Source organism: Sulfurovum sp. MH2-6, from assembly GCF_058374785.1.
Map to the genome: position 1 here is coordinate 901,571 of NZ_CM178170.1, position 20,364 is coordinate 921,934.

The window sequence follows — 20,364 nt, forward strand, 5'->3', positions numbered from 1 at the left end:
CACCAAATAAGGAGTGCTGATGCTGCTCTCATTGACCGAAGGGTTTTTGCTGGGAATGGGTGCAGCTATACCCCTGGGGCCAATCAATCTACTGTTGATGAACCGCGCATTGAGAAGTTATCCCCAGGCGGTCCTGACCGGTTTGGGTGCGATGAGTGCGGATGCACTTTACCTTGGCCTGATCCTTTTCGGGATGATACAGCTGTTGCAAAACGGCATCGTATCGGAGCTGCTGTCTCTCTGCAGTATGCTCTTTCTTTTTTATCTGGCGTATCGTATTTACCAGGATCGGAATCGTCATATAGGCGCTGAGATAACCGAAGAGAGAAAAGGTGTCTTGACGGTTTATCTGCAGGGCTTGATTCTGACACTCATCAATCCCTACACTATCGTATTTTGGTTGAGCGTCTCAAGTTATACGAAAAACAGAGCGCTCGATCCGCTTATGGTTTTTGCTGGACTTTTTAGTGCCATAGTGTTGTGGATCACGCTGATGCCCTATCTGGTCCATCGATCGAAACATCGTATCTCTCCGCCTGTCAGGTACGGACTCAATCTCTTCTCGGCACTGTTGTTGGCAGGGTTCGGAATCTCTTTGATGATGGAGATGATAGGAGGCTAAAGGTAAAGGAACGGAGCGGGGGATGCTCCGGGTGCATCAGACAGCACCGAAAAGTACTTTCCCCTCACTGCTTTGCAGTGCTTTGATCTCTTCGTAGCTCTTCTCGCTGATATAGAGCGTACTGCTTTTGATCTCGCTGTAAACTTCATCGATCTTCTCAGCCGGACTGAGTCTTTTAAGGTCACCTTTGGAGAGGTCTGCATGGTCAAGCAGTTCATTCCATACCGAACTTTCATCCAGTGCAAAGGCATAGAAGGTAAACCCTTCATACTCGAACTTACCGTCTGCATCCAGGTCTGTGACAAAAAGCAGGTAAAGTCCATCCGGTGAAAGCACCTCTTTGTATCTCTCAACAAACGGTTCAAAGAAATCCAGTGTTTCAAGCTCACACGCGATAAAGTCTATCTTATCTGAATTTGATGTGAGGATCACTTGTGTTGCCGTAGCTTTTGGCGGCAGCTGTTTATCTGCAGAGAGTACTTTTCCGGGCGTGATCACAAGTGACCCTCTGTATCCGTAAGCACAGTTATCTGTTTTGTCGTTAAATGATGCCTGCCACTGCAGGTTGTTATCATAGATGAAATTTTGTACGTTTGACATGGTATTTACTCCTAATTATGTGGTACTTCTATAGATGCAAAAAATATTCTATAGTTGTTTTTGTAGGGTGGGTTTGCCAACCCGCCGATCAATCATTATCAAGCAGAAAAGTACCATAAGGTTCTTCTATACCGACTGTTGTAGGGTCTATCTGGATCGAGTCGATAAGGAGGGTATCTCTTTGGTGCGGAGGAAGTCGGAGCTTAAGACGCTCTTTGGCTTCTGTTTCATCTTTTGCTTCGATTTTGTAGGTACGTTTCTGCTCTCCATCTATACGGATATCGATGATAAAGATCATAGGACTCTCCTTTTAGCATGTGATATTTTTATACGTTATATAGGTTTTTGGGAAGATAGAGACGCCCGTAACAGTCACAGGGACGTATACTTTTATAGGTACTGTGGAGACTTCTACCTGTTTGTAGCGAGTATTTTCCAAAATTTGTGATGATATCATACTCACTGATATTGATGATCTCAACACTGCGGATGAAACATTTATTATCGTTATGTTTTTGAGTGTATTGTTTTCGGTGATAATGTATCCAAAGGAGCTTGGCTCCCGGTCTTAAACGGCTTGCGATAGACTCATCCCACTCACGGACTACACCAAGTTTGGTGAGTTCGCTGTTTGTGATATTACGGTATTTTCTCATTACCCCACTTCGTTTGTATAGGCATAGGTGGAAGAGATAGAACGTAGACGCTCTGCAGCTTTGGTAAATGCCTCAATGACATAATCGATCTCCTCTTCAGTAGTGAACCTTGAGAGAGAAAGGCGCATCGCCGTATGGGCAAGCTCAGGGTCTTCACCGATAGCGGTCATCACAGGGTTGGCCTCAAGCGATTCAGAGGCACAGGCACTACCTGTAGAGGCTGCGATCCCTTTTTTGTTGAGATCCCAGAGCATCGCTTCACCCTCTATCCCCTTAAGAGAGATCAGCAGGGTGTTCGGCGTACGGTTATCTCTTGGTCCCACGATGATCGTATCCGGGATTTTTGCAAGTGCATCTTCCAGTTTGTCGCGCAGCCTTCTTACTTCGGTATTCATCTTCTCCACATGCCCTGCAGCCTGTTTCATCGCAAGTCCCATACCTACGATAGAAGCGACATTGAGTGTACCTGCACGTTTACCTCCCATCTGTTCACCGCCATGGAGGAGGTTCGGAAGGCTCTTTCCTTTTTTGACATAGAGACCTCCGATCCCTTTGGGACCATGGAACTTATGCGCTGAGAAGGTCAGGTAGTCCACATCGACGCTGCTCAGATCTACAGGGATCTTACCGATCGCCTGTACCGCATCGGTGTGAAAGAGTATCCCTTTCTCTTTGGCAAATCTGCTGACCTCTGCAACCGGGAAGATCATACCGGTTTCGTTGTTTGCCCACATCATGCTGATAAGTACGGTTTTGTCCGTCACGGCAGCTTTGATATCTTCCGCTTTGATGCCCCCGTTCTCATCCACATCCACATAGGTCACATCAACCAGACCGTTGTCACTTAGAAAATGAAGTGTATCAAGGATACAGGGGTGTTCGACGGATGTAGTGACGATATGGTTCTTCTCGGGATTTTTCAGGATATGTTTGAAGTAAACCCCTTTCATGACAGTATTGTTACTCTCTGTCGCACAGGAAGTGACAAGAATGTCATCCTCATCAGGTACATTCAGTGCATCATACATATAACCCAGTGCTTCATTCAGGTGAGGGCGAACTTCCATACCGTACTGGTGTAGAGAGTTGGGGTTGCCGTAGTACTCGCCCAAAAACGGCTGCATCTTCATTGTAACCATCGGATCGATCTTTGTGGTTGCATTATTATCAAGGTAGACTCTCATGTTTGTATCCTTTTTTATTTTAGACTATATTTGTCTGATTGCAAATTTTGTTCGAGAAGGGGGTTTTTCTGCAAAAAGGTTCAAAATTTATGGAAAAAATATTCTTTTTTATCGTCCACATGCTTTGCGAGGGAGTATATAGTTGTGTGGAGTATTTGAGTGTATGAAAGAATGTATACGACTTTTCAATCTTCTGTTTTGGTGCGTGGCTACGCACCCTACGCGAAAGACTACCCCTCGTCCTATCTCTAGGGTATCTGTAGGTCGGGATACCCTTATCCCGACATCCACCCTATATGGAGAAAACGTCAATGGTGTCGGGGTGAGGGCACCCCGACCTACACTTCTTCTCTCGCTCCGTATCTTCTGATGCGGAGTGTATACCAACCGTTAAATGATCAATTATGTTCAAGTCCAGCGTTAGCTGGTATCTATATGCCATTACGTTACAATGTAGCATATGCATTCCCGATCAGGAGATCGGGAACGAGAGAAAGTTGAATGATAATTATCAGTCATATATATACACTTCCATCGGGGACGATGGGAGCGAGGAGAACTTTTATTATAGTTTAGTGAGTGAAAAGGGGTTGGATAATGAAAAAGTTTATCTTTAGTATTTTTAGCTTTATTATAATGATAGGATGTGGAGCAGGTGTTTCAGATATAGTGGAAGATTTACCTAACAATTATACCTATATGTCTGAATCCCTACAACAAAAGTTGATTATGAAAAATCCTTTATCAATCGATAGTGATGTATATATCCCTTGCCAAGTGATTGATTATAAATACAATGAACAATATATTATTGCAAAAATAAAATTCCACTATGATATGAACTGTGTAGTAGGGTTTAAAGAACGTAATATCTTAAAAGAGGGAAAAATTTATTATTATATTATTGATACAAAAAAAGATATACGATATGGTGCATATAAAGATTTAGATGAACTTACTAAGAAAAAAGAACTACTGAATATAGAATTAATATTTTGATAAATAAAAGTAGGTCGGGATACCCTTATCCCGACACCCACTCTATGTGGAGAAAACGTCAATGGTGTCGAAGTGAGGATACCCCGACCTACACTTCTATCTCCGTGAGTTCTTTCACAGTTTCTCAGTTTGGGAGCGAGAGGAGGAGGTGAAGTTGAAGATCACGCCTCGGCGCTCTCTTCTTTTTTGAAGGTATAGATCGGTTCCTGGGTCGGGTCTTTGATCACTGATTCTGTGATGATACACTTCTCCAGTCCCTCTTTGGAAGGGCAGCTGTACTGAAGCGGAAGCATCGACTCTTCTATGATCCCTCTGAGACCACGAGCCCCGACCCCTTTGTCTATCGCTTTTTGTGCGATAGCTTCAAGTGCTGCATCTTCAAACTCCAGTGCGATACCGTCCATCTCAAAGAGCGCCTGGAACTGTTTGATCAGGGCATTGTCCGGTTCTCTGAGGATCTGCACCATCTGATCTTTTGTCAGCTCTCTGAGCTGTGCGATGATCGGTATACGTCCGATGAACTCCGGGATCATCCCGTAATGCACCAGGGCTTTTTGGTCGACTTTAAACTCTTTCACTTCTGTTTTCTGTACGGAACTGAACCCGACCTTGTTGGTCTTTTTGGTATGTGTATCCGGTACCAGTCCGACAAAGGCCCCGCCACAGACAAAGAGTACATGTGTCGTATCAAAGAGTACCGTCTCAGTCGTGGAGTTCTTACGGCTTCCTTTGACCGGTACATAGACCTCCGCACCTTCCAGGATCTTAAGCAGTCCCTGCTGTACCCCTTCTCCTGAGACGTCTCTGCCCATCGTGGAGCTTTCGCTCTTTCTGGCTACCTTGTCGATCTCATCGATATAGATGATACCTCTCTGTGCCAGTTCGACATCGTAGTTCGCTGCTGCAAGCAGACGGGAGAGGATACTCTCCACATCCTCTCCCACATAACCCGCCTCAGTGAGCGCTGTCGCATCAGCCACGGCAAAAGGAACCTTCATCACCTTGGCAAGCGATTTTGCAAGCAGTGTCTTACCGCTTCCTGTCGGACCAAGCAGCAGGATATTACTCTTTTCCAGTTCTACATTGTTGTAGATCGGGTTTTCGATACGTTTGTAGTGGTTATAGAGCGCCACGGCAAGGACTTTTTTTGCCTCTTCCTGACCGATAATATACTTATCCAGGAATGTTACGATCTTTTCAGGTTTGGGAAGTTCTGCATGCATTGATTGCTGCTCTTCATAACGTACCTCTTTTTGCAGGATTGCTGCACAGGTGGTGACACATTCATTACAGATATTGGTCTTCTCTGATGAGAACATTTTTTTTACTTCACTCTGCTTTCTTCCGCAGAATGCACAGGTTTTTTCTTTGCTCATGAGTTATCCTTTTGCGTCAGGTTTGAGAGTATCTGGTCAGCAAGGCCGAACTTGATCGCTTCGGTTGCGATGAAGTAGTTATCCCTGTCACTCTCTTTTTCTATCGTTTTGATATGTTTTCCCGTTGCTGTAGAGATGATCTTGTAGAGGCGTTTTTTCAGGCTGATGATATGGTTGGCCTGTATCTCTATATCACTGGCCTGACCTGAAGCCCCGCCCAAAGGCTGGTGGATCATCACTTCGGCATTTGGGAGGATATATCTATGCCCCGGTTCACCGCAGGTAAAGAGTACGGCCGCCATAGAGGCTACAAGTCCCATGCCGTACGTATATACGGGCGCCGAGATAAACTGCATCGTATCGAGTATCGCCAGTCCTGCCATCACCGATCCTCCCGGAGAACTGATATACATATGGATAGGCTCGCTGGAGTCTTCTGCCTCAAGGTAAAGCAGCTGTGAGACGATAATACCCATCATATGGTCATCGATGGGCTCTGTGATCATAATGACCCTGTCTCCCATGAGTTTGGAGAAGAGGTCGAAGTATCGCTCTCCTCTTGGTGATCGGTCTTTTACCGTTGGTATATATGGCATCGTTTATCCTTTCTATGCTGATTTGTCCAGAAGCAAAGCTCCTGGACACGCTATTGTCTTTAGCAGACGGCTCTTGCGAAACTGGTTTCGCTTTTAAAACAATATTTCATTGCAACAGAGAGTATTCCGAGGGTACTTCCTGCTTGCAAGAACTCTTTTTGTTTTTTTATACTCTTCATCATTACTATACAAACGCTTTCGTAAACTCTTCCAGCGACATCTCCAGCAGTTCAAGGTTGTGTTTTTCGATAAATTTTTCCTCTTTTTTGGTCAGCGGTTGGTCATTGATAAAGTACCCGCCCTCCAGGTCAAGTGTAAGTTCATTGGCGACCATTCTGTCCGTATCACGGTCAAAGGCTGTACCTAAAAAGAGATATTTTTTTGTCTTTCTATAGGTTTTCAGTACGGAAGGTACGGCAAATCCGCCCATCGCTTCAGTCAGCCAATCCACATAGTCTGCATCCGATATCACAAAACTCGGTTCCGGCAGTGGGGTTCCCATCGGTTTAAAGAGAATTTTTTTTGCATCATCGAGTGCCTCCTCTTCTACCTGAAAATATTTTTGATCCTCCATATCCCACTCGAAGATCTCATACCTGTAGTCATTGTTCAGTATCCTGGACTTTCCGATGATGAGGGTATGGGGCTCATAAGCGAGCAGTTCTTGGATCTTGCTGTCACGGTTTGTATCGATAATATAGCGCGGCTGCATATTGAGAATGGTTTTTTGCAGTTGTGTAGGGTCGAACTCTTTGGTATAGATCCAGTTCATCATCTGCTGGATATAGTCAACCCCTCTTCTCTGCTCAAGGTGCATCGCTGCCCTGGAGTATTCGAACATCAGCCTGTCACTCATTGCCCTGCCGTTATTCATCATCAGGATCATAGAGTCTGAGTCATAGGGCATCTGTTCACCCTCTTTTGTTTTCGTACCTTCGAAAATACCCATACCGAAGTAGGGCACAGTGGTTTGGTTTCTTAGTTCTTTTTTGATCGTTTCGATGGTGTCATCGATTGTAAGTGCTGTCATTAGTGACATCCTTTCCCTGTATAACAGGTTTGTGCTGCTGTTAGCTTTCTGAGCAGCGTATCGTGATTGAAAGCACTGCTGACATCGTGTGGATACTCATCGTAAAAGAGCGCACCGTCTTTTGAGATGAGCATCAGCGACTTGGTGAACTCCCCCTCCAGTAGGTCCCCATGCAGTCTGATACCGTACCAGTCTCCAAACTCACCCTCTTTATCAATGAGAAAGTCCATATGTTCCAGGTGTGGATCTGCGTGCTTCTCATTGGCGACGACCAGGTGGCACTCTACCCCATTCTCTTCTTCTGATGAGAGGAGTGTATCGATCTCTTTTAGCTCATCTTTTACTGTTTTGTTGATAAAAGGCAGAGAGATGATCAATTGTGTTTTCCCGTTGTGCCCGCCAACACTGTGTTTCGTATTCTTTTCATCGTACAATGTAATTTTTTCTGATGCGTAACCTATATCCATGGGAATATCCTCAAGTTCTAAAGTGTATGTGTTGTAATTTACTTGCAAGTGAGACTCCTAAAATAAAATTTTTGATTGCGATATCCGGTGAATGTAAAAAAGGAGAGATCTTATAGATAGCAACTCCCTTTTCCTGTAATGCCTTTGTCATATTTGCACAGAAATGATCTGCAAGGACATAATCACAGCTCTTCATTCTATGGCTTAAAATATAGTGTTCTGTGATATGTTCCATCGTACAGCTTTCCGGATCGCAGATACCATGGTTTTCAAAGTGTTCCGGACTGATATCATCAGGGCTGCTATATGGATTGTTGATAATATCTATACATGTGCAATAGACATTGGGTTCAATATGATCAATCGTATAGACTGCAAAAAGCGGTGCTTTAAACATATTGTCATGAAAAACATCTGTTCTGTTTTTGACAGGGATCACTACACGCATACTCTTCACCTTTTACAATTTCTTAAGTAACTCTAATGCAAATAGTATTCCACTATGAAAGAGATAAAGAAGCGTACAAAAATACAAGTCATTCCATTTTCATTCAAAAAACTACAAAATTGTCATGATAGGTGTAAGAAGTGGATGGTGACCATAGGAGTTGGGTTGGAACACATCTTGCATTTATTGCTGTAGAGATGATACATAGCTACATGATGCGAGGTCATTCTGAATATATATAATGAAAAGGAGAAACAATGAGTTGTTGTTCTAGTAATCCGGCAGAAAATTTTATGCCTGAGGATATTCAGGAGAAGATTCATAACCATCCATGTTATTCTGAGGGGGCGCACCATCACTATGCACGTATACATGTTGCGGTAGCTCCTGCATGTAATATACAATGTAATTACTGTAACCGTAAATATGACTGTTCCAATGAGAGCCGTCCTGGAGTTACAAGTGAAAGACTTACTCCGGAAGAATCTGCAAAAAAAGTGATGTATGTTGGTGGAGAGGTACAACGTCTGAGCGTACTTGGGATCGCAGGTCCCGGTGATGCTCTTGCAAACCCCGAAAAGACATTTAAGACCTTTGAACTGGTCAGAGAGAAAGCACCTGATTTGAAACTTTGTCTCTCTACAAACGGTTTGGAGCTTCCAAAATTTGTGGATGAGATGGTCAAGTATAATATCGACCATGTCACAGTGACGGTCAACAGTGTGGATACTACCGGAGAGATCGGTTCTCAGATCTACCCTTGGATCTTCTATAACAATAAGCGTTACTACGGGAAAGAGGCGGCACAGATCCTTTTGGAACGTCAGCTTGAGGGGATGAAGAAGTGTGTTGAAAACGGTATCTTGATCAAGGCAAACTCGGTATTGATCCCGGGTATCAATGACAAGCACCTTCCGGAAGTGGCTAAAAAGCTAAAAGAGATCGGTGTATTCCTCCATAATATTATGCCGATCATCTCCGAACCTGAACACGGTACGAAGTTTGGTCTTGACGGTGTCCCAAGTGCTACTGACCAGCAGCAGATGGAGGTACAGGAAGCGTGCGGTATGGATATGAAGCTGATGCAGCACTGTCGTCAGTGTCGTGCCGATGCCGTAGGACTTATCGGTGAGGACAGAGGCCAGGAGTTTACAAAAGATACGTTTGCGACTATGAGTTTTGATGACCTTGAGGTCAAGTATGATCTTGAAGGACGTAAGGAGACGCAGGAGAAGATCGAAGAGTTCAGGTTCTTCCTTGATAAAGCCAATGAGCGTGTACGCAAAGAGAAAGAAGATCTAAGCAGTGACGGTCAGACGATCCTTGTTGCGGTCACGACGGCAGGTGAAGGGATGATCAACCAGCACTTCGGTTCGGTCAAAGAGTTCCTGATCTATGAGGCCGGAGATAGGGGTATCAGATTTATCCATCACAGAAAAGTGGAATATGAGTACTGTGCCGGACCGGATGGAGCCAATCCGATCGATGGCATTATCGAAAAACTCAAAGACTGTAAACTGATCCTCACTGCCAAGATCGGGGGATGTCCTCAGGATGATCTGGCAAACGCAGGATTGATCGCAGATCAGAGTTACGCATTTGAGCCGATCGAAGCTTCAGTACTGAAAGCAACACGCAAGTACTTCAACCTGCCAGAGGAGCTGGAGGCGAATTAAATATCCTTTGCGTAGGGTGGGTTTGCCAACCCACCGTTTTGACAATTTGCTTAGATATTAATTTTGGTGGGTTAGCAAACCCACCCTACGGATGTGATGGAAACAATAAGGAAGAAAAGATGGCATGGATCAATGATACAACGTTAAGAGACGGGGAACAGGCACCGTATGTCGCCTTCAATACCCGGGAAAAGCTTGAGATCGCACAGGGGCTCGTCGCATGCGGTGCGGATGAACTTGAGATCGGTATCCCGGCGATGGGAGTCTGTGAGCAGGAAGATATCAAAGAGCTTTTGGCGTTGGGTCTTGATGCCCAGATGATGACATGGAACCGTGCCACGATGCATGATCTGGAAGCCTCTATCGCCTGTGGCGTGAAGGCGGTTGATCTCTCTATACCGGTTTCGGATATTCTGATCGATGTGAAGTTCGGCGGTAACAAAGAGAGAATGTTGAGACAGCTTGAAGAGGTGGTAACCGCGGCAAAACAGGAAGGGGTCTATGTCTGCATCGGGGCAGAGGACTCATCACGTGCTTCACTTGAATTTATAGAAGAGGTGATGAGACTGGGGAATGCAGTAGGTGCAGACCGGTTTCGCTACTGTGATACGGTCGGTATCATGACACCGTCGAGAACGTTTGATACGATCAGCAGGCTAAGCCGTCTGGACCTTCTGCCCATCGAGATGCACACGCACAATGACTATGGTCTTGCCAATGCCAATGCCATAAGCGGACTGGATGCCGGAGCAATATCTGTCAACACTACAGTAATCGGGTTAGGAGAGAGAGCAGGGAATGCTTCTTTTGAACAGATCAGTATGGCACTTAAACACCTATACTGTGAGAACAGAAAGATCGATGCGGTTGCAATACGGACTTTGATAGATACGGTAGCAAAAGCAGCCAATATACATCTGGCTCCCAATGCACCGATCATCGGTGAAAGACTTTTTGCCCATGAAAGCGGTATCCATGCAGACGGTATGATGAAACATGGCAGTGCCTATGAGCCGTTCGATGCCATCGAAGTAGGGGGACACAGAGAGTTTCCTATCGGAAAGCACTCCGGAACTTCTACGATCATGTATCATCTAAAGTCACTTGGAATCGATGCAGACAAATCATCGCTTAAAAACCTGCTGCCGGCAATCAGAGAGATCGTGACTTCCCGTAAAAGAGTACTGGATGATACCGAACTGCTTCATCTCTACAGGGATAGCGTATGTTTATAGGTTGGTTGAAATTTACCGATGTCAATGATCTTGTGACGATCGCCAATGATGTGGGTTGGCTGGTTGACGGTTATCACATCAAACTGATGATCATGCATTCTCCTCATTTGTGTTATGGCGCATATGATAACGGTCAGCTGATCGGAGCTATCCTGGCCATAGAGTTTGAACATAGTGCACAGATGAAGTACTTTATGGTAAAACCGGAGTACCAAAAACAGGGTATCGGAAAAAGGCTGGCTGATACATTGATAGGTGTACTTAAAAATGATTTTCAACGTATCTATGTACATTCAAATCCTGCTTTGGTTCCATTTTTTGAATCCTACGGTTTTGAGGCACAGATGGAGATAGGACGTTTTCTCAATGTAGGGAAAGTCCCACCGTTCAATTTTACCAATGCTCATGCCAAAGAGCTTGATAGCAGTGACTTCGAAAGCATTATGAAAAAGATTGATCAAGAGACATTCAATGAAAATAGGCTGGAGTTTCTTACAGACGAGATGGAGCGTCACAGTTCTTTGAAGTTTGCTCTCCCTAACGGTTTTCAGCACTCAAGCGTAGTCAATGCCAGACAGGTCTATCTGGGGCCGTGGCAGGTCAGGGCAGGGCATGAAGAGGAAGCGGAAAAGATGATGAAAGGTGTTCTCTATTTCAGAGGACTTAAAAAGGTCGTGGCAGATGTTCCATTAGGGAACAAACATGTGGTTGACCTGTATGAGCGTTTTCATTTTCAAAACAAACAGCGTTTTGTCCATATGAGTTATGGCGGCAGTGATGTTCGTTTTGAAAATATTTATGCATTTTCATTGTGAAGATTCGTAGGGTTGCCAAACCCACCCTGCAACAAAAAGAGGAGTCAGAGATGTTGTTACATGAATTGGATGTGGGAGAAACAGCGATGATCGATGCGATCCATATAGGTGGTTCACTTAAAAACCGTCTCTGTTCACTGGGACTTGCAGAGAATGAATCTATCTGTGTAAAGCACTACGGCTTGTTCAAAAGTACGGTACAGGTGATGACGGAGAGTTCTTTTATTGCACTTCGAAAAGCCGAAGCAGAGTGTATAGAGGTACATAAGATCGCGTAGGGTGGGTTGTCGTTGTATCCCGACCTACGGGTTCATTATCGATATTAAAAGTATATTTGTCAGTTCAAGAATGAAATATGCATTTTTTACGGTATTGATGATCGTGAAACTATTAAATTTTAAAAGGAGTAAAACATGTCAGAAGAAACAAAAACATTGAAAAAAGAGTTGGCAAAACGTAAACGTATGGCGGTGGAGATCGCATCAGAGATCCATGATATCGTAGAGGATACACTCTGGACCGATTTCGACAAAATGCCTGAACTGAGCGAGAAGCTTGTTGCTGCAGTTACAGAAGCGAACACGTTTAAAGCAGAGAACGGACTGTAATATCTCCGCTCTGCGGAGAAGTGAATAACGAGTAGTGAATAGTGAAAAGTGTCGGTAAGCATTGTAAAACAATGCTTTGTTCTTAGAAAAAGGGGAATATTGATGGATATATTTTGCAATAACTTGATCATTTGTTTTTCCAAGAAAAACAAACTTTCACTCTTCACTTGCTTAAAGGCGTCATGGTGAGCAGTAAAGAAGAGATCCTCCGGATGCAGATCTGTGAGTGCGGAGAGAAGAGCGTAGCAGAGGCAATCGATATCTTTCAAAACACCTCACTGCCGTTCAAAAAAGCCAAAAAGCTGGTTACCGAATGCAACAAAACCTGTTGTCGTACCGCCTTGATGAGACTTTATGATATGCAGCAGTTTGGTAAGTATGATTATGACGAGATCGAGATGCTGATCGAAAATCGATTAGAACGTACCCGACGTTTGATAGAAGGAGACTAAAGTGAGTCAAAAGAGTTGGATGGATCTAAAAGTATGGCTTTTAGAGCATAAGGTTATCGATGACTCTATCGCTGTACCGCATGAGATTAAACGATTGGATTTGAGTGGACTTTCTATAAGTGAACTGCCTGAGAGCTTTGGCATATTGAGTGAGCTGATTACGCTGAATCTCTCAAACAATCAGCTGCAGTCTCTTCCCGACTCTCTCTCCTCTATGACCAAGCTGAGTAATATCGATCTAAGAAGAAACCACTTCAGCAAACTGCCGAAGGTGCTTACCTCTATGCCGATTCGTTCGCTCAATCTTAGTGGGAATATGCTTGATGATGTCAGTGAACTCAAAGCGTATAGTGAGCTTCGTGTCCTTGATCTTAGTGTCAATGCCATCACAACGGTGGATGGGGTGTTGAACCGTGACAATCAACTAAGAAGTTTAAACCTCTCAAATAACTATCTTAAAGATGTAACCAACTTGTTCTCTCATTTACCCGATGCACAACGTTTAGACCTCTCCGGGAATATGATCAGTCAAATTCCTGAGACGATAGGAGAGATGAAAAGTCTGGTAGAACTGAAACTCTCGGACAATCTTATAGAGCATATTGATGATAAGCTCTTTACCCTTGGTCTTGATGTGCTTGACCTCTCCTCTAACAGACTGTATTGGATAGGGCTGAAGGGGCTTGAAGAGCTTGGAAGTATCGTACTGGACTTTAACCCTATCAAGCATATTGAAGTGAGTGATGATTTTGCTCCGTTTCTCCAGGAGTTTTCCTGTGATGGATGTGGACTGAAAAGTTGGGTTCCGTTGAATTATGAGCATCTGAGTACATTATGTTACTCATCCAATGAACTGAGGAAAATACCTGATGAGATTGGTCATTATATAAAACTAAAAGAGCTGGATATTGATGGCAATGAGATCGTGGATCTTCCGGACAGTATGGCTAACCTAACAGAATTGAACACGCTTTATATCGATGATAATCCTTTGAGTAATGGAGCTAGAAAAGTAGTCGATATCTTGCAGCCGGAGATCTGTGATATACATATGAAAAGAGGGATCACGATAGAGAATGCCAAAGCAGAGGACCTTGAAGAGATGGCACATCTGCTCAGTATCCTTTTTGCTATCGAACAGGATTTTAAAATAGATTTTGATAAACAATTGGCAGGGATTACCAAGCTTTTTCACAGCAAGGGAAAAGAGCTTTTGGTTGCCAGGCATGAAGGCGCAGTGGTTGGTATGGTGACGATGCAGCGTCTCATCTCCAGTGCTGAGGGTGACTATATCGGTCAGATCGAAGACCTTGTGGTCAAAGAGGAGTACAGAAAGATGGGTGTGGGAAGCCGTCTCATCAACAAGATCAGAGCCGTCGCACAGGAGTATGGATACAAGCGTATACAGCTTGCCGCTGATGAAGACAATGCCAATGCTTTGCGTTTCTATACCAGACGCGGGTTCCATCAGACACATCTGAAGATGTATCACTATAAAGCGTAACAGGTCTCAAATTGTATAAATAATAGACAATAAATTGAGATAAACGCTCTAAAAACTGATTATAATCCCGGCATGGAAACTTTACTCTTAGCGATCTTTGCCACTATCTTTCTAGCCACTCTGCTGAACATTCTATTTAGAAAATACAATGTCTCACATATCGTCGGATATATTTTTACCGGTACGATCATCAGTTATCTCTTTGATTTCAACACGATAAAGATCGATGCACTGGATCTGGTCGGTGAATTCGGTATCGTATTTTTGATGTTCACCATCGGGCTGGAGCTGAGCTTTGAGAAGATCAAAAAGATGAAAGATACACTCCTCGTTACAGGCGCACTACAGATGGTGCTGAGTTCACTGCTCTTTTATATTCTGGGCTCCTATCTGTTTGAACTGGACTTTCTGACAGCACTTATCGTTGCACTGGCGTTTTCCCTCTCATCGACTGCGATCATTATGCCTTATCTTCAGGAGTCCAAGGATATCGTGACCCCTTACGGTAAAAAAGTCGTGGGTGTATTGATCTTCCAGGATCTGGCGGTCATTCCTATCTTGCTGCTCTTGACCTTTCTCTCCAGCGATTCTGATGTTACGGTGACGGAGCTAGCGCTTAAGACGCTTTTGGCGACGCTCTTTATCGCTGCATTTATCTACTTTATCGGAGACAAGGTCGTAGAAGCGACACTGCGCTTTGCTGCACATACCCAGCTTGAAGAGATTTTTCTGGGAGCGATATTTGCGATCGTGATAGGGATGTCGATACTGACGCATGAGATAGGGTTTACCTATTCGCTCGGTGCATTTATCGCAGGTGTACTCATCGCGGATACGAAGTACCACATGAAGGTCGAATCGGATATCATGAGTTATAAAAATCTGCTTTTGAGTATCTTCTTCTTCAGTGTGGGTACGAAGATAGATATGCTCTATCTGTTTTCAAACCTTGGTACGGTAGTGTTCCTTTTCATACTGGCTATGCTGACAAAAACAGCGGTGACTTATCTGATCGTGAAGAGGAATAACGATACCAACACTTCTATCAAGACTGCCCTGGCACTCTCTCAGATCAGTGGTTTTGGTTTTGTGGTGTTGGATATGGCCTCTTCCCATGATCTCATCGGAAAAGATCTGGCAAATCTGCTGCTCATTACGATCTTTTTGACGATGATCGTGAGCCCGTTTATCCTTAACAACATCTATAAGATCTCTTCTTATTTCCAAAAGGAGTTTTATGAATCGGATGTGATCAGCCCGATCAACAAGAAAAACCATATCATCATTGCCGGTTTCGGTACATTGGGTAGGGCAGTAGCCAAAGACCTTCGTGAAAAGTGCATCGATTTTGTCATTATCTCAGATAACCTGCATCATGTACAGCTGGCAAGAAGGATAGGCTTTATGGCATACTTCGGACACCTCAATAAACGTCCTGTTATGGAGTCCTTGAAAGTAGAAGAGAGTTCGAGTATCATCATCACGGTACTGGGTGAAGTCAGAAAAAGCCTGATCTCGCAAGCAGTGCTCGAGTATTATCATGATGCCAAGATCGTTGTCAAGGTCGATACCGATGAGGAACGGCACCACCTTGAGGAGATGAAACATATCGAGTTTGTCGATTCGAACCATGAGCTCTCCTCACGTCTTGTAGAGCTCTCAATGAAATATTTGGAACGGTAGGAATCTAAATCTCCTACTACTTGCTTCCATATCACCTCAATCTAATTGTCATAAAACTCTAAATCCATCGTTAGATGGCGAGTATATTTAATCAAACTTCCTCGTAGTATGATATGAGGCGGTGTTTTCCTCTTCATTTTTTTCTCAAAGAGAGTGATGACTTCGTCACCGCTACGCTTCACTAAGAGAAAAAACTTGCGCCCGAAGGAAGTACCCTTGGGGTGCAAAACTAGCAGATGCGGTTTGCGTAAGCAAAAGTTTCTTCAGAAAAAAGCATTGTGGCTAATCCTCCGGCGGTGCAGAAGCACATCGCCTTTGGTTCCGAAGCTACAAACGACACGCAGGTGTCATTTGCTTAACGCTTCTCATCGCTTCGCTTATCTGGCACTTGCCCTGAACGAAGAGAGGAAATGCCCTTGGGGTGAAATGCCGATACCCCTGTCGCTAAAGCGTAAGTGGGGTACAAGGTCGTTCGGGATGACAGTTGTTTACTGAATAGGGGTTGTAGTAGTGTAGGTCGGGGTGTCCTCACCCCGACACCATGGTTGATTTCTTCATATGAGGGTGGATGTCAGGATATTATACAGGTAATCATTTGCCTCCTATTATATTCTCTGGAGTGATGAAATGAGAGTGAATATTTGCGTAGGGTGGGTTTGCCAACCCACCTTACAACTTCTATGTTCAAAGTATGATATAGTCTAATCATACCAAGCAGCAAGGAGAGTTCATGACGATTACACCGTTTGAAATGATGCTTATTACCTCCACGATCCTGGAGTTCAATCCGATTTTACAGACGATAAAGATCATAAGACTCAAAGAGGCAAAAGATGTCTCGATCTGGACCTATGTGATCATTTTTGCTATTGGTGTCATGTGGCTTGTCTACTCCATACAGATTGAGAGCCTGCCGCTTATCATAGGAAATGCCATTAAGATTTTTGCGAGTTCGACGGTCATAGTTGTCTATCTGAGATATCGGAGAGGGAAGAGAGGTTTTGAATAGCTTACTCGCTCCCAAGCTTCACCAGCTTGAGAGTCTATGAACGAAATGAAGTCACCCATAGATAGGCTAGAGGTTTGTTTGATTAAGTAAAGTATTTGTTTTTAACAATGATAAAAATAAATTTATCTTATTTTAAGTTCATATAGGTATACTTTCCTTCTTACTATATCTTTCTAATATCTGAATTAAATCAATTTATTTATTTTTTGTTATAGCGTAATGAACGCGGGATAGAGCAGTTTGGTAGCTCGTCGGGCTCATAACCCGAAGGTCGGTGGTTCAAATCCGCCTCCCGCAACCAAATTTATGAAAAAAGGAGAAAATATGTCAATCAAAAATATATCATATGAACGAAGATTGGAAGTTCTAATCAGACTTTTAAATAATCATGAATCACTTGAAACTGCATGTTCAAAGTCGGCAGTCAAAATAGAAGATGCTAAAAAATTTTTAGCCGAAAATTAAAATGATGCTACATTAAGAAAGGTTATTCCACGAGCCTTTTTCTTCAAAATCTATTACTTTTTATTTTTATATTAAAAATTTAATCCATTGTTTTATATTATATAGGGTTAGTAGATGGATTTTCTCTTTATCTATGGGAACTTCAAATGTAATAACAAAAATCTTTAATGATATATACTCATGAAGTTTTACTATCAAAACACTATTTTTAAATATGAGATTAGAATATTATAATCTAAATCAGTAGAGTTGAGACTTTGTTCATTTATCAGTGCGTTTATTTTTTTCTATAATTTGTAGGTTTAACCAAGATGGTGGATTATTGAATGTAAGTTCACTTTGCTTCCAGTTACTGCTTTCTTGATGGCGTGTATGCAATACACCTTTAATCATAGTATATTCCAACCCTGTGACACTACTGATGAGAGTTTTACCTTCATGTAACGCTTCTAAAACAGTTTCTCTACTTTTCATACGTTTCCTTTAAGCAATTTACGAAAAAGGCCTATCGTCACTTTCGTAAATTGTTGAAGCTATGGACAGATTTCTCTGCCCATGAATTAATACGCTTAAAGAGCAGTAACGTTTTCAGCCTGCGGGCCTTTTTGTCCTTCGCCGATCTCAAAAGTAACTTTTTGCCCTTCATTAAGAGAAACACGACCATAACCTTCGTTATTGATATTGCGATAATGTACAAATACATCCTTGCCACCATTTTCTTGTTCGATAAAACCGAAACCTTTTTCACTGTCGAACCATTTTACTGTTCCATTTACTTGAGTTGCCATTGCAATTCCTTTAGTTGTTAATACATATCATTACTGAAATGTTCAAAATATAATACGGAGTGTTCTTTTGGGAGGATAATACTGTAAACTGTAAGTAAGCAATAAAAATCTTGCCTAAGATGAAACTCTAAATCATCTTTGATAGAGTCATTATAGCTGAATCAGTTAATAATAGCAAACTATAGAAGAGACTCCTCTCGCTCCCAAGCTTTAGACTTGGGAGCGTATATGGTTATTTTTGGTTCACAGTCAAGGTCTGCATCCCCAAGCTGGAGCTTGGGGGACGAGGGATATATCTTACTTTTAGGTGGAGCTATCCACAGGATACACTAGGATAAAGTCTCCACTTCCAAATCCATTACAAATAGATAGCAGCAGGTTTGGCAGTGCTGGACCTTCAAATACTTTTTTCTCTATACGCTCACATCTTATTCTTGAAATAACCGGACCAATTCGAGGGGTGTATAAAATTTGATCTTTTTTATCTCTTCTCTCCTATACCTAATAATGTAAGCTTTTTATCTTTATGTTGTATGGATACTACAAATTTGACGCAGGGGAGTGAGAGAAGGGGTAAATACCTACATTTTTACACAAATCCCGATCTTGCATATCCTATTCCTACAAAATTGTGTCCTTTTTGTCGTTTGTCGGAGTTTGGTCATTGTTGTTGTCCTTATGCCTTGAAAAAACCGGGAACGGATTCTGCACTAGTGTTTGGTGAAGTAAGATTACAACATAAGGAGAAACTATGTCAGAACTTCGTCAAATAGCTTTTTACGGAAAAGGTGGGATTGGTAAATCTACTACATCTCAAAACACACTTGCATCAATGGCTCACTTCTTTGATCAAAACATTATGATCGTTGGTTGTGACCCTAAGGCAGACTCAACAAGACTTATCCTTCACGAGAAAGCGCAGTCAACTATTCTTCAGCTTGCTGCTGAAATGGGTACAGTTGAGGATCTAGAACTGGAAGATGCGTGTAAACCGGGTGCTGGAATCTTTGCTCCTGAAGCTCCAGGTGGTTGGATCAACTGTACTGAGTCAGGTGGACCGGAGCCAGGTGTTGGTTGTGCAGGTCGTGGGGTAATTACTGCGATTAACTTCCTGGAGGAAGAGGGTGCATATGAAGAAGAAGGTCTAAACTTCGTATCTTATGACGTACTTGGAGACGTTGTATGTGGTGGATTTGCAATGCCGATCCGTGAAGGTAAAGCGCAAGAGATCTACATCGTTATGTCTGGTGAGATGATGGCAATGTACGCTGCGAACAACATTTCAAAAGGTATTTTGAAGTATGCGAACACTGGTGGTGTTAGACTTGCAGGTCTTATCTGTAACGCTCGTATGACAGATAGAGAGTACGATCTTGCAACTGCATTGGCAAAAGATCTTGGAACTCAAATGATTCACTTTGTACCAAGAAACAACATCGTACAACACGCTGAGCTTAGAAGAATGACAGTTGTTGAGTATAGCCCGACATCTGACCAGGCACTCGAGTATAAAGAGCTTGCTAGAAAGATCATTAAAAATGATATGAAAGTGATCCCTACACCGCTTGAGATGGATGATCTTGAAGACCTTCTTATGGAATTCGGTCTTGAAGAAGAGTGTCTTGAAGATGAAGTAGGTAAATCAGCTGAAGCTTAATCCTATCAAGCTTATCACATTATGCGACCTCTTAGAGGTTCAGAACTCCTCTTTTGAGGAGTCCCTAAAAACACTTTCAATAATGAAAAGAAAATAACAGACAAAGGAGAAAAGATGTTTATTTTAGGTTTCCACTTCCCGGCAGATATGGGGAATTCGATTGAAGATACAGCAGTAGTAGAAAAACTTGACGCACAGGTGGCTGAGGTTGGTATCGATGATATCACAGCAATCGAGCTTGAGATGGGTCTTAGAGGTAAAGAGGTTCAGAAGATCACCTATACAAACAAAGACACTTTCATGTTCAAAGCACTGGCTGCTTACCTTAAAGATGAAACATATATAGCTAAAGATGGTGAGAAGTATCTCGTATATACAAACAGATATCAAATGGCTGAGCTTTCTAAAAGACTTGATTCTGATGACGAAACAATGGATCTTTGTAAGAAATTCGACTCTATGGAACAGTTCAGAGTTAAAGCGGCGTAATAGTC

The 20,364-nt window shown here is 42.9% G+C and carries 25 protein-coding genes and 1 tRNA gene; 15 read left to right on the plus strand and 11 right to left on the minus strand.

The annotated features are described in order from the left end of the window. The first annotated feature begins 19 nt into the window (after positions 1–19). Positions 20–622, plus strand: coding sequence for a LysE family translocator (locus tag AC4JOV_RS04485; RefSeq protein ID WP_229936340.1), 603 nt, complete (start codon positions 20–22; stop codon positions 620–622). A gap of 36 nt (positions 623–658) precedes the next feature. Here AC4JOV_RS04485 and AC4JOV_RS04490 read toward each other — a convergent pair whose 3' ends face one another. The 4 genes from AC4JOV_RS04490 to AC4JOV_RS04505 form a co-directional block, all read right to left on the minus strand. Then, positions 659–1,222, minus strand: coding sequence for a hypothetical protein (locus tag AC4JOV_RS04490; protein ID WP_229936339.1), 564 nt, complete (start codon positions 1,220–1,222; stop codon positions 659–661). An 88-nt stretch (positions 1,223–1,310) separates the two neighbouring features. Continuing rightward, positions 1,311–1,520, minus strand: a complete 210-nt coding sequence (locus AC4JOV_RS04495; RefSeq protein ID WP_229936338.1) for a hypothetical protein — start codon at positions 1,518–1,520, stop codon at positions 1,311–1,313. Between the two features lie 28 nt (positions 1,521–1,548). Further along, the gene (locus tag AC4JOV_RS04500; protein WP_229936337.1) at positions 1,549–1,878 is read right to left on the minus strand and encodes a hypothetical protein; all 330 of its coding nucleotides are present in this window, start codon (positions 1,876–1,878) and stop codon (positions 1,549–1,551) included. Next, entirely contained in the window at positions 1,878–3,062 is a 1,185-nt protein-coding gene (locus AC4JOV_RS04505; protein ID WP_229936336.1) for a NifS family cysteine desulfurase, read from the minus strand. The genes AC4JOV_RS04500 and AC4JOV_RS04505 overlap by 1 nt, the downstream gene beginning before the upstream one ends. A 597-nt stretch (positions 3,063–3,659) precedes the next feature. Here AC4JOV_RS04505 and AC4JOV_RS04510 point away from each other — a divergent pair. Beyond that, on the plus strand, positions 3,660–4,061 hold the full coding sequence (locus tag AC4JOV_RS04510) for a DUF3997 domain-containing protein (RefSeq protein ID WP_229936335.1): 402 nt from the start codon (positions 3,660–3,662) through the stop codon (positions 4,059–4,061). Positions 4,062–4,222: 161 nt separating this feature from the next. Here AC4JOV_RS04510 and clpX read toward each other — a convergent pair whose 3' ends face one another. From clpX to AC4JOV_RS04535, 5 genes are all read right to left on the minus strand, one after another. Further along, positions 4,223–5,437, minus strand: coding sequence for an ATP-dependent Clp protease ATP-binding subunit ClpX (clpX, locus tag AC4JOV_RS04515; RefSeq protein ID WP_229936334.1), 1,215 nt, complete (start codon positions 5,435–5,437; stop codon positions 4,223–4,225). Beyond that, complete coding sequence (locus tag AC4JOV_RS04520) at positions 5,434–6,033, minus strand: ClpP family protease (RefSeq protein ID WP_229936333.1); 600 nt, start codon at positions 6,031–6,033, stop codon at positions 5,434–5,436. The genes clpX and AC4JOV_RS04520 overlap by 4 nt, the downstream gene beginning before the upstream one ends. A gap of 184 nt (positions 6,034–6,217) precedes the next feature. Then, on the minus strand, positions 6,218–7,063 hold the full coding sequence (locus AC4JOV_RS04525; protein WP_229936332.1) for an SIR2 family protein: 846 nt from the start codon (positions 7,061–7,063) through the stop codon (positions 6,218–6,220). After that, a complete protein-coding gene (locus AC4JOV_RS04530; protein WP_229936331.1) occupies positions 7,063–7,530 on the minus strand; it encodes a phospholipase D-like domain-containing protein in 468 nt (155 codons plus the stop codon). Before AC4JOV_RS04530 ends, AC4JOV_RS04525 begins: the two co-directional genes overlap by 1 nt. A gap of 10 nt (positions 7,531–7,540) precedes the next feature. Then, entirely contained in the window at positions 7,541–7,978 is a 438-nt protein-coding gene (locus tag AC4JOV_RS04535; RefSeq protein ID WP_229936330.1) for a NifB/NifX family molybdenum-iron cluster-binding protein, read from the minus strand. 257 nt (positions 7,979–8,235) lie between these two features. On the opposite strand from AC4JOV_RS04535, the gene nifB reads away from it, so the two are divergent. The 11 genes from nifB to AC4JOV_RS04590 all read left to right on the plus strand — a co-directional run bounded on the left by nifB (position 8,236) and on the right by AC4JOV_RS04590 (position 17,425). Continuing rightward, positions 8,236–9,654 (plus strand): nitrogenase cofactor biosynthesis protein NifB, encoded by a 1,419-nt coding sequence (gene nifB / locus AC4JOV_RS04540; protein ID WP_229936329.1) that lies wholly within the window; start codon positions 8,236–8,238, stop codon positions 9,652–9,654. Positions 9,655–9,773: 119 nt separating this feature from the next. Continuing rightward, positions 9,774–10,889, plus strand: coding sequence for a homocitrate synthase (gene nifV, locus AC4JOV_RS04545; protein WP_229936328.1), 1,116 nt, complete (start codon positions 9,774–9,776; stop codon positions 10,887–10,889). Further along, positions 10,880–11,704 (plus strand): GNAT family N-acetyltransferase, encoded by an 825-nt coding sequence (locus AC4JOV_RS04550; protein WP_229936327.1) that lies wholly within the window; start codon positions 10,880–10,882, stop codon positions 11,702–11,704. The genes nifV and AC4JOV_RS04550 overlap by 10 nt, the downstream gene beginning before the upstream one ends. Positions 11,705–11,754: 50 nt before the next feature. Continuing rightward, complete coding sequence (locus AC4JOV_RS04555; RefSeq protein ID WP_229936326.1) at positions 11,755–11,982, plus strand: FeoA family protein; 228 nt, start codon at positions 11,755–11,757, stop codon at positions 11,980–11,982. Positions 11,983–12,117: 135 nt separating this feature from the next. Beyond that, positions 12,118–12,312 (plus strand): CCE_0567 family metalloprotein, encoded by a 195-nt coding sequence (locus AC4JOV_RS04560; RefSeq protein ID WP_229936325.1) that lies wholly within the window; start codon positions 12,118–12,120, stop codon positions 12,310–12,312. A 185-nt stretch (positions 12,313–12,497) separates the two neighbouring features. Further along, on the plus strand, positions 12,498–12,764 hold the full coding sequence (locus AC4JOV_RS04565) for a hypothetical protein (protein WP_229936324.1): 267 nt from the start codon (positions 12,498–12,500) through the stop codon (positions 12,762–12,764). 1 nt (position 12,765) lies between these two features. Beyond that, positions 12,766–14,268, plus strand: a complete 1,503-nt coding sequence (locus AC4JOV_RS04570; RefSeq protein ID WP_229936323.1) for a GNAT family N-acetyltransferase — start codon at positions 12,766–12,768, stop codon at positions 14,266–14,268. Positions 14,269–14,340: 72 nt separating this feature from the next. After that, positions 14,341–15,951 carry a cation:proton antiporter domain-containing protein gene (locus AC4JOV_RS04575; RefSeq protein WP_229936322.1) on the plus strand — a complete coding sequence of 537 codons (1,611 nt, stop codon included), beginning with the start codon at positions 14,341–14,343 and terminating at the stop codon, positions 15,949–15,951. Between the two features lie 730 nt (positions 15,952–16,681). Next, positions 16,682–16,960, plus strand: a complete 279-nt coding sequence (locus AC4JOV_RS04580) for a SemiSWEET family sugar transporter (protein ID WP_229936321.1) — start codon at positions 16,682–16,684, stop codon at positions 16,958–16,960. 224 nt (positions 16,961–17,184) lie between these two features. Continuing rightward, positions 17,185–17,261: transfer RNA gene (locus tag AC4JOV_RS04585), tRNA-Met, on the plus strand. 23 nt (positions 17,262–17,284) lie between these two features. Next, complete coding sequence (locus AC4JOV_RS04590; RefSeq protein ID WP_229936320.1) at positions 17,285–17,425, plus strand: hypothetical protein; 141 nt, start codon at positions 17,285–17,287, stop codon at positions 17,423–17,425. A 261-nt stretch (positions 17,426–17,686) separates the two neighbouring features. Here the strand turns inward: AC4JOV_RS04590 and AC4JOV_RS04595 are convergent, their stop codons facing one another. Together AC4JOV_RS04595 and AC4JOV_RS04600 are read right to left on the minus strand one after the other, a co-directional pair. Next, the gene (locus tag AC4JOV_RS04595) at positions 17,687–17,899 is read right to left on the minus strand and encodes a hypothetical protein (RefSeq protein WP_229936319.1); all 213 of its coding nucleotides are present in this window, start codon (positions 17,897–17,899) and stop codon (positions 17,687–17,689) included. A 95-nt stretch (positions 17,900–17,994) separates the two neighbouring features. Beyond that, positions 17,995–18,213 (minus strand): cold-shock protein, encoded by a 219-nt coding sequence (locus tag AC4JOV_RS04600; protein WP_229936318.1) that lies wholly within the window; start codon positions 18,211–18,213, stop codon positions 17,995–17,997. A gap of 751 nt (positions 18,214–18,964) precedes the next feature. Between AC4JOV_RS04600 and nifH the strand changes: the two genes are divergently transcribed. Both nifH and AC4JOV_RS04610 read left to right on the plus strand, forming a co-directional pair. Continuing rightward, complete coding sequence (gene nifH, locus AC4JOV_RS04605; protein WP_229936317.1) at positions 18,965–19,870, plus strand: nitrogenase iron protein; 906 nt, start codon at positions 18,965–18,967, stop codon at positions 19,868–19,870. A gap of 114 nt (positions 19,871–19,984) precedes the next feature. Further along, a complete protein-coding gene (locus tag AC4JOV_RS04610) occupies positions 19,985–20,359 on the plus strand; it encodes a hypothetical protein (RefSeq protein ID WP_229936316.1) in 375 nt (124 codons plus the stop codon). The last annotated feature ends 5 nt before the right edge of the window (positions 20,360–20,364 follow it).

What these genes read in the sequence shown, in the direction of transcription:
- AC4JOV_RS04535 (WP_229936330.1), bottom strand. Translation starts at nt 7,978, where the DNA reads ATGCGTGTAGTGATCCCTGTCAAAAACAGAACAGATGTTTTTCATGAC.
- AC4JOV_RS04500 (WP_229936337.1), bottom strand. Translation starts at nt 1,878, where the DNA reads ATGAGAAAATACCGTAATATCACAAACAGCGAACTCACCAAACTTGGT.
- nifB (WP_229936329.1), top strand. Translation starts at nt 8,236, where the DNA reads ATGAGTTGTTGTTCTAGTAATCCGGCAGAAAATTTTATGCCTGAGGAT.
- AC4JOV_RS04590 (WP_229936320.1), top strand. Translation starts at nt 17,285, where the DNA reads ATGTCAATCAAAAATATATCATATGAACGAAGATTGGAAGTTCTAATC.
- AC4JOV_RS04550 (WP_229936327.1), top strand. Translation starts at nt 10,880, where the DNA reads ATGTTTATAGGTTGGTTGAAATTTACCGATGTCAATGATCTTGTGACG.
- nifV (WP_229936328.1), top strand. Translation starts at nt 9,774, where the DNA reads ATGGCATGGATCAATGATACAACGTTAAGAGACGGGGAACAGGCACCG.
- AC4JOV_RS04600 (WP_229936318.1), bottom strand. Translation starts at nt 18,213, where the DNA reads ATGGCAACTCAAGTAAATGGAACAGTAAAATGGTTCGACAGTGAAAAA.
- AC4JOV_RS04525 (WP_229936332.1), bottom strand. Translation starts at nt 7,063, where the DNA reads ATGACAGCACTTACAATCGATGACACCATCGAAACGATCAAAAAAGAA.
- AC4JOV_RS04610 (WP_229936316.1), top strand. Translation starts at nt 19,985, where the DNA reads ATGTTTATTTTAGGTTTCCACTTCCCGGCAGATATGGGGAATTCGATT.
- AC4JOV_RS04520 (WP_229936333.1), bottom strand. Translation starts at nt 6,033, where the DNA reads ATGCCATATATACCAACGGTAAAAGACCGATCACCAAGAGGAGAGCGA.
- AC4JOV_RS04560 (WP_229936325.1), top strand. Translation starts at nt 12,118, where the DNA reads ATGTCAGAAGAAACAAAAACATTGAAAAAAGAGTTGGCAAAACGTAAA.
- AC4JOV_RS04495 (WP_229936338.1), bottom strand. Translation starts at nt 1,520, where the DNA reads ATGATCTTTATCATCGATATCCGTATAGATGGAGAGCAGAAACGTACC.
- AC4JOV_RS04510 (WP_229936335.1), top strand. Translation starts at nt 3,660, where the DNA reads ATGAAAAAGTTTATCTTTAGTATTTTTAGCTTTATTATAATGATAGGA.
- AC4JOV_RS04490 (WP_229936339.1), bottom strand. Translation starts at nt 1,222, where the DNA reads ATGTCAAACGTACAAAATTTCATCTATGATAACAACCTGCAGTGGCAG.
- AC4JOV_RS04595 (WP_229936319.1), bottom strand. Translation starts at nt 17,899, where the DNA reads ATGAAAAGTAGAGAAACTGTTTTAGAAGCGTTACATGAAGGTAAAACT.
- AC4JOV_RS04575 (WP_229936322.1), top strand. Translation starts at nt 14,341, where the DNA reads ATGGAAACTTTACTCTTAGCGATCTTTGCCACTATCTTTCTAGCCACT.
- AC4JOV_RS04555 (WP_229936326.1), top strand. Translation starts at nt 11,755, where the DNA reads ATGTTGTTACATGAATTGGATGTGGGAGAAACAGCGATGATCGATGCG.
- AC4JOV_RS04505 (WP_229936336.1), bottom strand. Translation starts at nt 3,062, where the DNA reads ATGAGAGTCTACCTTGATAATAATGCAACCACAAAGATCGATCCGATG.
- AC4JOV_RS04580 (WP_229936321.1), top strand. Translation starts at nt 16,682, where the DNA reads ATGACGATTACACCGTTTGAAATGATGCTTATTACCTCCACGATCCTG.
- clpX (WP_229936334.1), bottom strand. Translation starts at nt 5,437, where the DNA reads ATGAGCAAAGAAAAAACCTGTGCATTCTGCGGAAGAAAGCAGAGTGAA.
- AC4JOV_RS04530 (WP_229936331.1), bottom strand. Translation starts at nt 7,530, where the DNA reads ATGGATATAGGTTACGCATCAGAAAAAATTACATTGTACGATGAAAAG.
- AC4JOV_RS04485 (WP_229936340.1), top strand. Translation starts at nt 20, where the DNA reads ATGCTGCTCTCATTGACCGAAGGGTTTTTGCTGGGAATGGGTGCAGCT.
- nifH (WP_229936317.1), top strand. Translation starts at nt 18,965, where the DNA reads ATGTCAGAACTTCGTCAAATAGCTTTTTACGGAAAAGGTGGGATTGGT.